A 16,459-nucleotide genomic window follows, 5' to 3' on the forward strand; every position below is an offset into this window, starting at 1 on the left:
TATATATGAGGTGATATAAATGTTCGATAATTTAGGAATATTAATATATTTAGATGAAGTTTTAGTAAAGAGTATTAGTTCTATTCAAGGGCAAATAGTTGGATATATAGATATAAGAACAAGAAGAAAATCATGGGATATAGGAGTTTCTGAAAGATGTAAATCTGGAAGAACAGACACAATGTATTTAGAAGAACGAAATAATAAAGATAAAAGAGAAGGATTTAAAGGAACTGCATCTTCTGATGCAGAAACAAAGACTATGTGTAATGACCATGATAAAGTGCAAGAGCAAAGGGGAAATGCTAGATGTGAGGAAGAAATTAAACAAATTTATACTTCTTATGTATATCATCAAAATTTTTATAATGGTTTAATAAAAATGGGAAGATTAAATAATTTTTGTGCAGGAGATAAATGTAATGAAGGAGACTATATATTTATAAAAGGACGATTAATTGGTAATACTATACTTAGTTATATTGAAAGCATTTTATTGATAATAGAAACATATGGAAGTGAAATAATAGATAGTTATATACCTTCAAGTGAATTGTTAAATACTTCTAAAATGAAAATATTATTAGAGAAAATAAAAGAAAAATTATCAGATGGAAATATATTTGATTTACTTATAGAGCATGATAAAGGGAATTGTATTTTACAAATTAATTCTAAGTGTTTTTGTAATGAAAATTGCTTTAGGAATTCAAGTATTGGTTGCAATATAAATATAGTTGGTAAAGTTATGAGAAGAGTTAATTCAAATGAAGATATAAATTTACTTAGAAAGTTGAATCAAGAATATTTTTATAAAGAACTTTTAATAAAGGTAGATAGTATATTTTCAAATATAGACTTGGGAATAACAATACCGAGATTAGGAGATATATGTATTTGTAATTCAATACAAGTAATGCCTATAAGTATATATATTTAAAAACATGAATATAGAAAATAAATATTAAAAATGATAGAATAACATTAAATAATAGATTGTTGAAGGGAAATAAACTAATGAAAGATAAATTAGGAGTTTACTTTTGCATAGAAGAATCTTATGAAAAATATAGATTAAATTATGCAATGAAAAATGTAGTTACAGGAAAAACTTTTATAAAAATAAAAAAAACATTAAAAAATGATGATGTAGATTCAATGACTATAGAGAGCTTAGAATATATTTTAAATAATGTCTTAGCTTTAATAAATATAAATGAAATAGATAAAAATTCAGAAGTAATATTATTTACAAATAATGAATATGCTTTATCTATATTAAATAATGAATTTAAAGAAAAACATAAAAATATTAAATTCTTTTTAGAGAAAATAAATAAAATATCTTACAAAAAAATAGAAAAAGTAAATAAGATAATAAATAACGAAAGAAGAGTTCCAATTACAATTTATTTAAAATGTAAAAAAGCTAGTAAAGAATATAGAAAATTACTAAAAAGAAATTCAACTTTAACTGATATGAAGGAAAAGATAGAAATAACAAATAACCTAGTATTTTTTGATTTTGAAATGAATTGTTTATCTGATTTTAAAAGTGTAGAAATTATAAGCGTTGGTGCTTGTAAAATAAATACTAAGACTAAAGAGTATAGTAGATTTTATAGTCTAGTAAAACCTAGAGGGGTAAAAGAGTTAACAGAAAAATGTATTGATATAACAGCTTTAAAGCAAGAAGATATAGATTTAGCAGAAGGTTTTAATGAAGTTTTTAAAAATTTAGAAAAATGGATTGATGATGAAAATGCATTATATTTTTATTGGGGTGGAAATGATATAAGTGTATTAAAAAATGATTATAGGCGTAATATGCTAAAAAGTAATTGTGCTAAATCAATTTTAAAAAATAATATAGACTTTCAAGAAGTGCTATGTAAAGATATTTTAAGGAAAGAGGACATGTTATCTTTAAATAATGCATTAAAAGAGTTTAATTTATCTTTTGAAGGGAAGCAACATAATTCCGGAGATGATGCATATAATTTATATAGATTATTTATGAAATTAAAAAAGAATCACATTTAAATGTGATTCTTTTTATAATGGAAAAACAAATCCCATTATTAGCCCTAACACTATTCCACCAAGAACTTCAAAAGGAGTATGACCTAAAAGTTCCTTGAGCTTTATTTGTGGAAGCCCAAATTTTTTATTTTCATTTTGGTTTTCTGAGGACATTATTATATTTAAAAGTTTAGCATGTTGTCCAGCAGCTCTTCTAATTCCCATTGCATCATACATAATTATACAGGCCATAACAAATGAAAGAGCAAATATTGATGAATTTATTCCATTAATTCTGCCAATTCCAACTGTAAGAGATACAATAAAAGCAGAGTGAGAACTAGGCATTCCACCTGTTTCAAACATTCTATTAAAATTAATTTTTCTATCTATTATATAACCAATTGGTATTTTTAAAAATTGCGCAATAAGCATCGATAGTACACTTAAAATAATAAGGTTATTTCTTAACATTAGTATTCCTCCCAATAATTATAAATATATTATATCTATTTTTTGTGAAAAAATTATATATAAATAAAAAACAAAGACCTGTATTTGTTAACATGTAAAATTTAAATAAAATTTTGTTATAAAAATATCAGTTTTAGGAATAATATGTATTATTAAAATTAAGAAGAGGTGAGATATATATGCCAATTCCAGTAATAACATCAATAATATCCGCTATATCAATACTTACAGGATCTCTTCTTGGAGCTCTTTTTAGTTGGATAATAAATAATAGAATGCATGAAATAAAAAGAAGAGAAGAAAAAGATATGTTAATAGAAAATAGAGAATATGAGGAAAAATTTAAAATAAAAGAAGTATGCGCGAATGCTAATGTTATTCGTTTGGATATATGTATAGCCATATATCAAAGTATAAGATTTATATTAAACAAAGATTCTTTAGAATATATTAATGTACTACCTATAAGTAAAAATTATTCATGTGCAATAGCTTCATTGAGTGATAAATATAATTTAAAAGAATTAAGTTATATTTATCAATTATATGGAATAATAGAAAAGGTAAATAAAGATATAGAAAAGGGTGCAGATAAAAATACATTGTTAATTGGATATTATGCGATAATAAAAAAAATTTATGGTAATAATTATGAAAAAATTTTAGAAGAAGATATAGAAAAAATAACTTACAAAGAACTTTGTAGAAATGAGTACATAAAAGAAGGATATAAATTAATTTTAAGAAGGTTAGATTATTTATGTACTGAAGAAAATATTTTAAAAGACAGACTTTCAATTAAAAATAAAAGTATACAGAAAGAAAAAAATTAAAGTTATAGGAATTATTTATATCCTATAACTTTAATTTTATTTTAATAACATAGTTTTTATTTTATCTAAAGTTGATTTTGTTTTATCTAAATTTGAAATGTAATCAGCTATATGATTATTTAAAAAATTCAATCCACTATCTGTAATAGAATATATCTTTTTACTTCTTTTATTAGAAACTTCATCTCCAGTCCAACGTGAAACAACATATTCACATTTCTCTAATTCATAAAGACTTTCATATACAGTACTTGATGAAACAGGAAATGGTAAGGCTGATGTTTCAAAAGTTTCTTTAAAGTCAGATAATACTCTGTTTCCAAAAACAGTATTACCTTTTGATAATTCTTTTAATATATATAACATATACATCATTTTTGCATTAACTACATTTCTCGGAACAATAGCTCTATTTCTTTTATCCATAAAATCACTCCTTAAATATACTTCTATTTATATTATACTCTAAATAAATATCCTCGTAAATAAAAATAGAACAATTAAAAAAAAATATCATATTATATATAAATAACTAATATACAAAAGAAATGGAGTGATCAACTATGTCTAGAAGAAGAAATTGTTGTTGTAACAATTGTTGTAGTTGTAATTGTATCTCAAATAATTGTTGCGGTGGATTTAATAATTGTGGATGCCGTAGATTTAACAATTGTGGATGCAGTGGATTTAATAATTGTGGATTTGGAAATTGCGGATTTGGGTGTGGACCCGGCTTCGGAAATAATCCATTATTATGGCTATTATTATTTGGCGGAATAGGTTTCTGTTAATATAATAGCTGACTTACAGCAATAAACAAAAAACTAGTAGAGAGGTTTTTAAATCTCTCTACTAGTTTTTTTATATATTAAAAGAATAATAAATAAAAAATATTATTGAATTAAATAGATATTTTTATAGAAATAGTAGTGTTTATTTTTAATTTATCTATAGTTTATGTTTAGATAATAATATAAAATAAATTGTGATATTTATTTTATATTATTTAAATACAATTTATATATTTTTGATATATATAGTCTTAATTATGAAAGGAGTTTATTATGTATAGTTATATAGGAGATATCAGCAAAATTGCACAAAATATAATTTTAAATTATGTTAAAAATAAAAATATTGGAGTAGATTGTACTTTAGGCAACGGTCATGATTCTGATTTTTTAAAATCAAATTTTAAAAAAGTATATTCTTTTGATATACAAAAATCAGCTTGCGAAAAATATTCTAATAATAACTATGATAATGTTATTGTTATTAATGATTCTCATAGCGAGATAATAAAATTTATAGAAGAAAAAAATGTAGATGCAATTATGTATAATTTAGGCTTTTTGCCAGGTTCATTAAATAAAAGTATAACAACTACATATGATACTACTATTAAGAGTATAGAAGAAGGTTTAAAAATTTTATCACCAGGAGGAATAATGACAATTTGTATTTATATTGGTCATGATGAAGGTATTAAAGAAGAATCTTGCATAATGGAATTTGTAAAAAAACTTCCTAAAAATAAATTTGCTGTTATGGAACATAAATTTTTAAATCGTAGTAACCTAGCACCTAAGCTAATTATAATAGAAAAAAATAATATATAAATTTAAGTTAATAATTCGTTAAAATTTCAGTTATTTGAAAAATAAATCCCATATTTATGAAATTCCAATTGCATAAACAATCACTAAATGTTAAAATTATTTTGCTTAAATTAAATATGAAAAGTGGGTAGATTGTGATGAACATAATTGAAAATATAGATAAAAATGATAATAAAGATTTAATGAGATTAATTCAAGTACGATTTTCAAAACTTAGTAAAGGACAAAAATTAATTGCAGATTATATATTAAATAATTATGATAAAGCTGCTTTTATGACTGCAGCTAAATTAGGTTTAGCTGTTGGAGTATCTGAATCAACTGTTGTAAGATTTGCAAATGAATTAGGGTTTTCAGGGTATCCAAAACTACAAAAAGCTCTTCAAGAACTTATAAAAAATAAACTTACTACAGTGCAAAGATTAGAATTATCTAATGATTATATTTCTGATGCAGATGCTTTAAAAGGTGTTTTAAAATCTGATATGGAGAATATTCGCTCAACTTTAGAAAAAATTAATCCTGAAATTTTTGGAGAAGTAATTGATGAAATATTTAAAGCTAAAAACATTTATATAATAGGTCTTAGAAGTTCTACTGCTGTTGCAGAATTTTTAGGATTTTACTTAAATATTATTCTTCAAAATGTTAGAACTGTTAGCTATGGAATATCTGATATTTTTGAACAGATAATAAATGTAAAAGAAGGAGATTTAGTCATTGGAATAGGATTTCCAAGATATGCATCTAAAACTATTGATGCTTTAGATTTTTCAAAATCTAGAGGAGCTAAAGTTGTTGCAATAACAGATAGTGTAATTTCTCCTCTTGCAGTAAAATCTGATTTATCATTAATAGCAGAAAGTAATATGGCTTCTTTTGTAGATTCACTAGTAGCACCACTTTCACTAGTTAATGCACTTATAATAGCAGTTGGAATGCGTGAAAAGGAAAATATTTCAGATATATTTGTATCTTTAGAAACTATTTGGCAAGATTATAAAATATATCAAATAAATAATAAAACAATTTCTGATTTAGAAAAATAGAATATTTAATTTCAGGCTAAAAGTAAGTAACTTTTAGCCTTTTATAATGTTAGGTGATTCAGATGGATTTTATTTTAATAAATTACTTAAATAAAAAAATAGAAATAATAATCTCTAAGAGAGATTTTGAACTTATTTATAAAATTTTTGATTATACCTCTTCAAAGCAAGTAATTAAATTTTTAAACTCATTAAATTCAAATGAGTACTTTATTATAAAAGATAATTTAGATTTTAATAATATAAAAAATCTATTTATAGATAGAGAAATAAATTATATACTTATATCTGATTTAATAAAATTATTTAATAAAAAATTTTTTTCAAATATAAATTTACCTAATAATAAAGAATGTATTTTTTATTTATCTCTATTTAATAAAATTTCAAAGAAACTATATCTAAATACAAAAGAAGATTACATTATTAGAGATTTGATTAACATATACAATTCAAAAGAAAAAAATTGTTTAATTGATTTTCATAAAGAAAACTTTTTTGAAGGAAAAGTAGTTTTATTTACTGGAGGATTAAATTCTATAACTAGGAGAGAAGCTTTCAAAATAATAAGAGACTATAAAGGAATTCCTGTAAATAATTTTTCTAAAAATATTGATGTATTGATATGTGGAACAAAATGTCGTAATAATACTAAATCAATAAAAAAAATAAAGACTGAAAAATTAATTGAATCTGGTAAAAATATAATAATATTAAATGAATTAGATTTTTTTAAAATAATAAATAATAAATTTAACAATACATAATTTATATAGTAAAATTATCATTATAATTATTGAAGGAGCTGATAGGATGAGTAAAGTTGTTGTTGTAGGTGCTGGTCCAGCTGGAATGATGGCAGCAATCTCTGCAAGTAAAAATCATAGTGTTATTCTTATAGATAGCAATGAAAGAGTTGGAAAAAAGTTATTTATAACTGGAAAAGGACGTTGTAATGTAACTAATAATAAAGATATATCTGAATTTTTTGATTTCATTCCAGGAAATCCATATTTTTTATACAGCTCTTTATATACTTTTACAAATTTGGATACAATAAATTTTTTTGAAAATAGAGGAATCAAATTAAAAGGTGAAAGAGGGGGAAGAGTTTTCCCTTTATCAGATAAATCTTCTGATATAATAAAAGGTTTATCAGGAGCATTAAAAGAATGCGGAGTTAAAGTAAGGCTGAATTGTAATGTTACAAAACTAATAAAAGAAAATAAAACTATTAGTGCAGTAGAAATAAATAATAATGAGGTTTTGAAGGCTGATCATATTATACTAGCTACTGGTGGAGCTTCATATCCTTTAACAGGTTCTAAAGGTGAAGGTCAAAAAATGAGTAAAATTTTAGGACATAATATAGTTCCATTAAAAGCATCTTTAGTTCCAATAGAAATTAAAGAGAGTTTTGTAAAAGATCTTATGGGATTATCTCTAAGAAATATAAATTTATCTATTATAGAAAATAATAAAAAAATATATGATAATTTTGGTGAAATGTTATTTACTCATTTCGGAATTTCTGGTCCATTAGTTTTAAGTGGCAGTAGATTTATAAAGAATGGTAAATACGAAATATCAATAGATTTAAAGCCAGCTTTAGATAATAAAGAGTTAGATTTAAGAATTCAAAATGACTTTAAAAAATATATAAATAAATCATTTAAAAACTCTCTTGATAATTTATTGCCTAAAAAATTAATACCAGTAATAATAAAATTATCAGAAATAGATGAAAACAAAAAAGTAAATGAAATAACTAAAATAGAGAGAAAAAGGCTATTAAATTTATTAAAAGATTTTAGAATGAAAGTAAAAGGATTAAGACCAATAGAAGAAGCAATTGTTACAGCTGGAGGAATAGATACAAAAGAAATAGATCCATCAACTATGAAAAGTAAATTAATAGATAATCTTTCTTTTGCTGGAGAAGTAATAGATGTAGATGCTTTTACTGGAGGATATAATGTACAAATTGCTCTTTCTACAGGATATGTTGCTGGAAGTAATATCTAAATAACTTGTTTAAAAAACAATAAAGCTATATAATAAATCTGTAAACGTAAAGAATGAAAGGTGGATTAACTTTGAGAATATCAGTAGCAATAGATGGACCAGCAGGTGCTGGTAAAAGTACCATTGCAAAACTTGTAGCAAAAAAATTTAATTTAATGTATATAAATACTGGAGCGATGTACAGATCAGTTGCATTAGTTGCAGATAAAAACGGATTAAAACCTGAAAATAAATCAGAAATATTAAAAATGATAAAAACATTAGAAATGCATTTTGAAAATGATGACCTTTATTTAAATGGTAAAAATGTTCAAGATGAAATAACAATGCCACATATAAACTCAATAGTATCTTCTTATGCTTCTATAAAAGAAATTAGAGAAGAACTTGTTGAATTACAAAGAGAAATGTCAAAAAAATTTGATGTTATAATGGATGGGCGTGATATTGGAACTGTAGTTTTAAAAGATTCTAAATTTAAATTTTTCTTAACTGCAACTCCAGAAGAAAGAGCTGAAAGAAGATTTAAAGAATTAAAAGCTAGAAATATTGAATGTTCATATAATGAAATATTAAAAGACATTATAAGAAGAGACTATGAAGATAGTACAAGAGCTATAGATCCTTTAAAAAAAGCTGAAGATGCAGTAGAAATTGATACTACAGGACTTGACATAAATGAAGTTACTGATAAAATTTGTGATGAAATAAATTTAAAACTAAATAAATAATATAGTTTTTTTATGGGAGAATATTAAATGAGAAATGTTATATTAGCTGAAAGCGCTGGATTTTGTTTTGGCGTTAAAAGAGCTGTAGAAAAATCATTAGAAATACAAGAGACGTATGGGAAAAAAATATATACTCTTGGACCTTTAATTCACAATAATGATGTTGTAAATTATTTAAAAGAGAATAATATATTTTCAATAGAATTAGATGATATTGATTCTTTAAACGAAGGAGATATTATTGTAATAAGATCTCATGGAGTACCTGAAGAAACAATAGAATTATTAAATAAAAAAAATTTAATTGTTATAGATGCAACTTGTCCATTTGTAACAAATATACAAAAGAAAGTACGTAAATATTCTGACAAAGGATATAACATAGTTATTTTAGGAGATAAAAGTCATCCTGAAGTAATTGGAATAAATGGTTGGTGTAACAATTCAGCAATTACAACTTTAAATGGAGAATTTGATATTGAAGTACCAAAAAAAGTATGTGTAGTTTCTCAAACAACAGAAAAAGAATCTAATTGGAAAAAAACTATTTCTAATTTATCTTTTATGACTAAAGAGTTACTAGCATTTAATACTATTTGTTCTGCAACTGAGGTAAGACAAAAAAGTGTTTTAGAATTATCTAAAAATGTAGATGCTATGATTGTAATTGGCGGCAAAAATAGCTCAAATACAACAAAACTATACCAAATTGCAAAAGAGCATTGTGAAAATACAATACATGTTGAAAATTCCAATGACTTACCTAAAAACTATATAGAAAATGCTAATTTTAAAAACATTGGAATAACAGCTGGTGCTTCAACTCCTGATTGGATTATAGAAGAAGTAATGGCTATTATGAAAAATGGGTTAAAATAATTTATTAAAATTCAAGAGAAAAAGTATGGAATTTCCATAATTGAATTACTAGGGAGGTTTAAATTTATGCTAAATAATGAAAACAGCGTAAGCAATGAACAATTAGAATTAATGAATGCCATGGACAGAAGATTTAGAGTTGGCGATGAAGTAACAGGAGAAATATTATCTATTACAAGAGATGGTATTACTATATCTCTTGTTGGATATAAAACAGATGGTATAATACCTTTAAAAGAAATTACTTCAAAAGAAGATCCAGAATTATTCTTAGAAAGACTTAATGTAGGTGATTCTATAAAAGCTAAAGTAATTCAAATTGCTAATAAAGATAATCTTGTTGTTTTATCTAGATTAGAATATGAAAAAGAAGAAGCTATTGAAGAATTAAGAACTATTTTTAATGAAAATAAAAGTTTTGAAATTAAAATTTCAGAAATTAAAGAAAATGGATTAGTTGGATTTTATAAAGGAATAAGAATTTTTATCCCAGCTTCCCAAATTGATGTAATGTTCATAAAAAATAAAGAAGAATTCTTAAATAAAATTATAGAAGTTAAACTTATAGAGTTTAACTTAGAAAGACCTTTAAGAATAGTTGCATCTAGAAGAATTATTCAAGAAGTTATACAAAAAGAAAAAGAAGAAAAAGCTTGGAGTTCTTTAAATATAGGAGATATAGTTAAAGGAGAAGTTAAAAGATTTACTGACTTCGGTGCTTTCGTTGAGGTTAATGGAGTTGATGGTTTAGTACATTTATCACAAATTTCTTGGAATCATGTAAAAAAAGCTCAAGATTATTTAAAAGCTGGTGATATTATTGATGTAAAAATCATAGATATGGATAGAGAAAATAAAAAGCTTTCTCTTAGCATAAAAGAATTAACTCCAGAGCCTTGGTCTAATATAAATGAAAAATATCCTGAAGATTCTATAGTTCTTGGAAAAGTTGTTAGATTAAATGACTTTGGTGCATTTGTAGAATTAGAACCTGGAATTGATGGACTAGTGCATATTTCAAAAATAAGTCATAATAGAATAGATAGTCCAAAAGATGTTTTATCAGTTGGTGAAGAAATTAAAGCACGAATTCTTTCAGTTGATGGTGAAAATAAAAGAATTAGTTTAAGTATAAAAGATGTTTAAAATAAAATATTTTTAATAGAGAGCTGTATCTATTGATACAGCCTCTTCTATTTATAATGATTGGAGGTTTTGCATGATAACATATGAGAAATTAAAATCTAAAAATTTAATTTATTTAAAACCTATGATAGAAAAATCAGATAAATTTTTTAAAAAAGACTTTTTAGGTACTTATGATAAAAGTAACTTTATACAAAAAATTTTCTTAAGAAATTCAGTTTATATGTTCAAATATAATTCTATTTATGTAGGATATATGTGGATTGAAAAAACATATACATCTGAATATAAAATTTTAAATATAGAGATAGATTTTAAATATTTACATTTATTAGATTTAAATATTATAAGTAAATTAAAAAATTCATTTCTTTTATATGAATGCTTAGATACTTATGAAAATAATATTATTATGCAAAACAATAAATTTAATTTAATAAAAAATATAAACTTAATGAAAAAGAAAATTGGTACTACTGATATTTTATTTAATGTAAGTAAATCAATATCTTTTAAAGAGTTTAAAATTGGTATTGATGAGAAGTTACGTTGTTTAATACAAAATGATATATTTTATAATATAGATAGAGTTCCATTAAAAGTATCTGATATTTATTTAGAGGAGAAACAAGATTACTATATAAATAAATTTTCAAAATTTATTTATTATAAAGATGAGCCAATTGGGTATGGTCAGATAATACGAAAAAATAGTACATTTTTACTTGTTAATTTTGGAATAATTTCTAAATTTAGAGGAAAAGGGTTTGGAAAAATATTATTAGAATATTTATGCTATGAATGTAATAAAGAAAATATAGAAGAGTTATATATACAAGTTGGTACTGATAATTTTAGAGCTATTAGACTGTATAATAAATGCAAATTTAAATTATATGGGAAAATGAATATATGGGTAAGAGATTAATTTTTAATTAATAACATATATTTTATCCAAGCTTTATACTTAAGAATTATTATGATATAATACTTAAGTAATTTATAAACATGGAGGAAATTTAATGAGTAATGATAAGTTAAATAAAACATACTTTATAGCTACTTATGGTTGCCAAATGAATGAAGAAGATTCAGAAAAACTTTCAGGTATGCTTAAAAGATTTGGATATACAAGAACAGAAGAAAGAGATACTGCAGATATAATAATATTTAATACTTGTTGTGTTAGAGAAAATGCTGAAAATAAAGTTTTTGGAAATCTTGGAGCTATAAAAAAGCTTAAGGAAAAAAATCCTAATCTTATAATTGCAATATGTGGATGTATGATGCAACAAATAGGGATGGCAGATAAAGTTCTAAAAACATTCCCATTTGTAGATATAATATTTGGAACTCATAATGCATATAAATTCCCTGAATATTTAACAAGAGTTCAAACAGAAGGAGTTCAAATAAAAGAAATTCTTGATAAAGAAACTGAAATAGTTGAAGGAATTCCTATAGATAGAGAAAGTTCTGTAAAAGCCTTTGTTACTATAATGTATGGTTGTAATAATTTCTGTACATATTGTATTGTTCCTTATGTCCGTGGAAGAGAGAGAAGTAGAAAATCAGAGGATATAATAAATGAAATTAAAGATTTAGTTTCTAAGGGATATAAAGAAATAACTATTTTAGGTCAAAATGTAAATTCTTACGGTAAAGGGCTTGAAGAAGACATAAATTTTGCTAAACTTCTTAGAAAAATAAATGAAGTAGAAGGATTAGAAAGATTAAGATTTATGACATCTCATCCTAAAGATTTAACAGAAGAAGTTATTTATGCAATAAGAGATTGCGATAAAATATGTGAACAAATACATCTTCCAGTTCAAAGTGGATCAGATAGACTATTAAAAGTTATGAATAGACATTATGACCGTGAAAGATATTTATATTTAATTGATTTAATAAAAAAAGAAATTCCAGATGTTACTATAACAACAGATATAATAGTAGGATTCCCTGGTGAAACTGAAGAAGACTTCCAAGATACTTTAGATTTAGTGGATAAAGTAAAATATGATTCAGCATTTATGTTTATATATTCAAGAAGAAATAATACACCTGCTGACAAGATGGAAAATCAAATTCCTGATGATATAAAACATGAAAGATTTAATAGATTAGTTGATCTTGTAAATAAAAATATTGCTATTAGCAATAAAAATTATGAAGGAACTGTACAAGAAGTTTTAGTTGAAGGAGTTAGTAAAAATGATGAATCTAAACTTTCAGGTAGAACTAGAAATGGTAAACTTGTTAATTTTGAAGGATCTATGGATTCAATAGGAAAATTAGTCAATGTAGAAATAAACAGAGCTCAACCATTCTCACTTGTTGGTAAACAAATAGATTAATTTATCTTAAGGATAGCTAATTTGCTATCCTTAATTTTTAATAAAAGAGGAGATATCTATGATAAGAAATTATTTTTCAGATGGTTTTTTTAAAAGTACTTCAGGTACTAAATTTTCATATGGGAAAGATATATACGAAAATGATTTAATAGAAAATTTAGAATATAAAATACTTGGAAATAATAAAATAACTATAAGCTCTAATGTTATTTCAGAAAATCTTTATAATACTTATAATGTATATATCAATTTAGAATTAGATGATTTTACAGTGAATAGTATTAGTTGTACTTGTGATGACTTTGAAAAAAACGAATTAAAGAAGAAAAATTATGCTTGTAAGCATATATCTGCAGCATTTTTAAAATTTTTAGATTATGCTGATAAAGATAAATTTTTATCTAAAATAATAGAAGATAGAAAAATAATTGATAATATCTTAGATAATAATAAAGAAATAGATAATCCACTCTCTTTATTATTAAATGAAGATACTAGAAAAGATGTTTTTATAGATGTCTATTTAAATAAAAATTCTTGGTCAAATAAAATTACAGCAGAATTTAAAATAGGAATAAAAACAGTGTCATCTCGTAAAAAATATGTAATAAAGGATATAAATAATTTTCTTATAAACATATATAATAATATTCCTATTAGTTTTAGCAAAGATTTTGAGTTTTCTAATAAAGATTATAAATTTTCAAGTGAAAGTAATAAAATATTTTCTTTTATAGAGACAATAAAAGAATTAGAAATTTATTCAACTGGTTTTAAACGCAGTCAAGATAAATTAATAAATAAAAAAGAAATTATTATTCCTAATGGATTACTAAAAAGCTTTTTACTTTCAATTAAAGGAAATAAAGTATATCTTAATTCAGGTTTTTATTCAAGGGAAGTAGAAACTGAAATATTAGAATGTGATATCCCTCTACCTATACAATTAAATGAAGAGGAAAATTCTATAGATTTAATTTTCCCAAGAGGATTACCAATTGACCTAGATGGAAAGTGTCATGTTTTATTATATGATACTGTAATTTATATTCCTTCTACATATCAAAGTGAAAAACTTTTACCTTATATTAAGACTTTTAAAAATATGGATAGTTTTAAATTTAAATTAGAAGATAAAGATAAAATTTTTAGAAAATTAATTCCTTCTATAAAAAATATGACAGATTCATTAATGTTAAATGATAAAATTTCAAATCAAATTATTATAGCAAAGCCAAAATTTAAATTTTATTTTCATAGAGATGATTATATAAGATTAACTATTAAAGTTTGTTATAAAGAATATGAATTTAATATATTGAATGATTATAGGGAAAAATTTATTTATAGAGATACTATCTTAGAAAATAGAGTAATTACTTTAGCTAAAAATTTATTATTTCAGCCAATAGAAGATAAAACATTTGTTTTTATTGGAAGTGAAGATAAAGCTTTTGAGTTTTTCAAAAATAATATTGACTCTTTAAGACCAATAGGTGAAATTTTTTATTCTGATAGTTTTAAAGGAAATATAGCATTAGATTCTAATAGTTTTAATATTGAAATTTCTCGTGGTCGTGAAGAATATTTTGAATTTAAATATAGTGTTTCTAATATAGATGAAGAAGAATTTTATAATATTTTAAGAAGCTTTAAAGATAATAAAAAATATTATAAATTAAATTCTGGAGATTATTTAGATTTAGAGGAAATTAAATTAAAAGAATTTCTTACATTATTAAATTCTCTAAAAACTTCAAAAATAGATAATAAATTAGAATTTAATAAAAATAAAAGTCTTTATATCACTGAGAAATTAAAAGAAATAACTAATGATTATACTGGAAAGGAGTATCTTGAAAGTATAAGGGATAATACTTTAAATTTAGATTATGATTTGAATTTAAATAATATAAATGCCAAATTAAGAGATTATCAGTTATATGGAGTAAAATGGATGAATCAATTAAATTCATTAGGATTTGGAGGAATATTAGGTGATGAAATGGGGCTTGGGAAAACCCTTCAATCAATAGCTTTTATATCTAGCCAAAAAAATAAAAAAACTTTAATAGTTTCTCCAACATCTCTTATATATAACTGGAGAGATGAATTTTTAAAATTCTCACCGAATACTAAAGTGAAAATAAATATTGGAACTAAAAAAAATAGAAAAATTACATTAGATAATATATCTAATATAGATGTAATAATAACTACTTATAATCTTTTAAGAAATGACATTGACTTATATGAAAAATTAGATTTTGACTTTATGTTTATAGATGAGGCACAATATATAAAAAATTCTGATTCTAAAAATTCAAAGGCATGTAAAAGAATCTCTTCTAATAGCAAATTTGCTTTAACAGGTACTCCAATAGAAAATAACTTAATGGAACTTTGGTCTATTTTTGATTTTATAATGCCAGGATACCTTTGGGATAAAAATACTTTTAATAGTAAATATAATAGGAATTTATATGAAGATCCTATTTTAATTAAAGATCTTAGACTTCTTATTGATCCTTTTATATTAAGAAGATTTAAAAGAGATGTACTAAAAGAATTACCAGATAAAATAGAAAAAATAATAAAAGTTGATATGACTAAAGAGCAAAAAAAAGTTTATAGTTCATATAATAAATATATAAAAGAATTAATAAACAAAAAAGAGATTGCCGAAGAATTTAAACAAGATAGTATTGAAATATTATCTTATATAACTAAATTAAGACAAATAGCTATTGATCCTTCTTTAGTTATAAATGACTTTGAGGGAGAAAGTGGTAAATTAATAGCCTTAAAAGAGATTTTAGAAGATACAATATCTAATGGACATAAAGTATTAGTATTTTCACAATTTACAAGTGCCTTAAAAAAAATTAAATCTACTTTAAATGCAAATGATATATCTACATATTATATTGATGGAAGTATATCAAGTAAAAAGAGACTTGAACTTGTAAACAAATTTAATAAAGATGAAACTAATGTTTTTCTTATTTCATTAAAAGCCGGAGGAACAGGACTAAATTTAACTAGTGCTGATATAGTAATTCATTTTGACCCTTGGTGGAATCCAGCTGCTGAAAATCAAGCTACAGATAGAGCTCATAGAATTGGCCAAAAAAATATTGTTGAAGTTATAAAACTAGTTTCTGAAGGAACTGTTGAAGAAAAAATACTATCTTTACAGGAAAGGAAAAAAGATTTAATAAATAATTTAATCGATGAAAATAGTCTTTCTAACAATTTATTAATTAATTTAAAGAGAGATGATATTTTAAAATTACTAAAAAAATAAATAGTATTATTACT

14 protein-coding genes and 1 pseudogene are annotated in these 16,459 nt (G+C 23.4%); 13 read left to right on the top strand and 2 right to left on the bottom strand.

What is annotated here, in order from left to right; genetic code table 11:
• The first annotated feature begins 19 nt into the window (after positions 1 to 19).
• Together HMPREF1092_RS06190 and HMPREF1092_RS06195 are read left to right on the top strand one after the other, a co-directional pair.
• Positions 20 to 940, top strand: coding sequence for a hypothetical protein (locus tag HMPREF1092_RS06190; RefSeq protein ID WP_002597782.1), 921 nt, complete (start codon positions 20 to 22; stop codon positions 938 to 940).
• 77 nt (positions 941 to 1,017) lie between these two features.
• Entirely contained in the window at positions 1,018 to 2,043 is a 1,026-nt protein-coding gene (locus HMPREF1092_RS06195; RefSeq protein ID WP_002597783.1) for a 3'-5' exonuclease, read from the top strand.
• A 12-nt stretch (positions 2,044 to 2,055) separates the two neighbouring features.
• Here HMPREF1092_RS06195 and HMPREF1092_RS06200 read toward each other — a convergent pair whose 3' ends face one another.
• Positions 2,056 to 2,496: a divergent PAP2 family protein gene (locus tag HMPREF1092_RS06200; protein ID WP_002597784.1), complete on the bottom strand. Its 441-nt coding sequence runs from the start codon at positions 2,494 to 2,496 to the stop codon at positions 2,056 to 2,058.
• A 179-nt stretch (positions 2,497 to 2,675) separates the two neighbouring features.
• Here HMPREF1092_RS06200 and HMPREF1092_RS06205 point away from each other — a divergent pair, with 179 nt between their 5' ends.
• Positions 2,676 to 3,329: a hypothetical protein gene (locus HMPREF1092_RS06205; protein ID WP_002597785.1), complete on the top strand. Its 654-nt coding sequence runs from the start codon at positions 2,676 to 2,678 to the stop codon at positions 3,327 to 3,329.
• 36 nt (positions 3,330 to 3,365) lie between these two features.
• Here HMPREF1092_RS06205 and HMPREF1092_RS06210 read toward each other — a convergent pair whose 3' ends face one another.
• A complete protein-coding gene (locus tag HMPREF1092_RS06210; RefSeq protein WP_002597786.1) occupies positions 3,366 to 3,755 on the bottom strand; it encodes a PadR family transcriptional regulator in 390 nt (129 codons plus the stop codon).
• 137 nt (positions 3,756 to 3,892) lie between these two features.
• Here HMPREF1092_RS06210 and HMPREF1092_RS16760 point away from each other — a divergent pair, with 137 nt between their 5' ends.
• From HMPREF1092_RS16760 to HMPREF1092_RS06260, 10 genes and pseudogenes are all read left to right on the top strand, one after another.
• Entirely contained in the window at positions 3,893 to 4,120 is a 228-nt protein-coding gene (locus tag HMPREF1092_RS16760; RefSeq protein ID WP_002597787.1) for a hypothetical protein, read from the top strand.
• A 273-nt stretch (positions 4,121 to 4,393) separates the two neighbouring features.
• Positions 4,394 to 4,948, top strand: a complete 555-nt coding sequence (gene mnmM, locus HMPREF1092_RS06215) for a tRNA 5-(aminomethyl)-2-thiouridylate-methyltransferase MnmM (RefSeq protein WP_002597788.1) — start codon at positions 4,394 to 4,396, stop codon at positions 4,946 to 4,948.
• 137 nt (positions 4,949 to 5,085) lie between these two features.
• The gene (locus tag HMPREF1092_RS06220) at positions 5,086 to 5,997 is read left to right on the top strand and encodes a MurR/RpiR family transcriptional regulator (protein ID WP_002597789.1); all 912 of its coding nucleotides are present in this window, start codon (positions 5,086 to 5,088) and stop codon (positions 5,995 to 5,997) included.
• Between the two features lie 62 nt (positions 5,998 to 6,059).
• Positions 6,060 to 6,764, top strand: coding sequence for a BRCT domain-containing protein (locus HMPREF1092_RS06225; protein WP_002597790.1), 705 nt, complete (start codon positions 6,060 to 6,062; stop codon positions 6,762 to 6,764).
• A gap of 46 nt (positions 6,765 to 6,810) precedes the next feature.
• Complete coding sequence (locus HMPREF1092_RS06230; protein ID WP_002597791.1) at positions 6,811 to 8,022, top strand: BaiN/RdsA family NAD(P)/FAD-dependent oxidoreductase; 1,212 nt, start codon at positions 6,811 to 6,813, stop codon at positions 8,020 to 8,022.
• A 71-nt stretch (positions 8,023 to 8,093) separates the two neighbouring features.
• Positions 8,094 to 8,753, top strand: a complete 660-nt coding sequence (gene cmk, locus HMPREF1092_RS06235) for a (d)CMP kinase (RefSeq protein ID WP_002597792.1) — start codon at positions 8,094 to 8,096, stop codon at positions 8,751 to 8,753.
• 27 nt (positions 8,754 to 8,780) lie between these two features.
• A pseudogene (locus HMPREF1092_RS16940) lies at positions 8,781 to 10,778 on the top strand (bifunctional 4-hydroxy-3-methylbut-2-enyl diphosphate reductase/30S ribosomal protein S1).
• 73 nt (positions 10,779 to 10,851) lie between these two features.
• On the top strand, positions 10,852 to 11,706 hold the full coding sequence (locus HMPREF1092_RS06250) for a GNAT family N-acetyltransferase (protein ID WP_002597795.1): 855 nt from the start codon (positions 10,852 to 10,854) through the stop codon (positions 11,704 to 11,706).
• Between the two features lie 94 nt (positions 11,707 to 11,800).
• Complete coding sequence (gene miaB, locus HMPREF1092_RS06255) at positions 11,801 to 13,138, top strand: tRNA (N6-isopentenyl adenosine(37)-C2)-methylthiotransferase MiaB (RefSeq protein WP_002597796.1); 1,338 nt, start codon at positions 11,801 to 11,803, stop codon at positions 13,136 to 13,138.
• Positions 13,139 to 13,196: 58 nt separating this feature from the next.
• Positions 13,197 to 16,445, top strand: coding sequence for a DEAD/DEAH box helicase (locus HMPREF1092_RS06260; RefSeq protein WP_002597797.1), 3,249 nt, complete (start codon positions 13,197 to 13,199; stop codon positions 16,443 to 16,445).
• The last annotated feature ends 14 nt before the right edge of the window (positions 16,446 to 16,459 follow it).

The organism is Clostridium thermobutyricum, from assembly GCF_000371465.1.
Taxonomy (GTDB): domain Bacteria; phylum Bacillota; class Clostridia; order Clostridiales; family Clostridiaceae; genus Clostridium; species Clostridium thermobutyricum.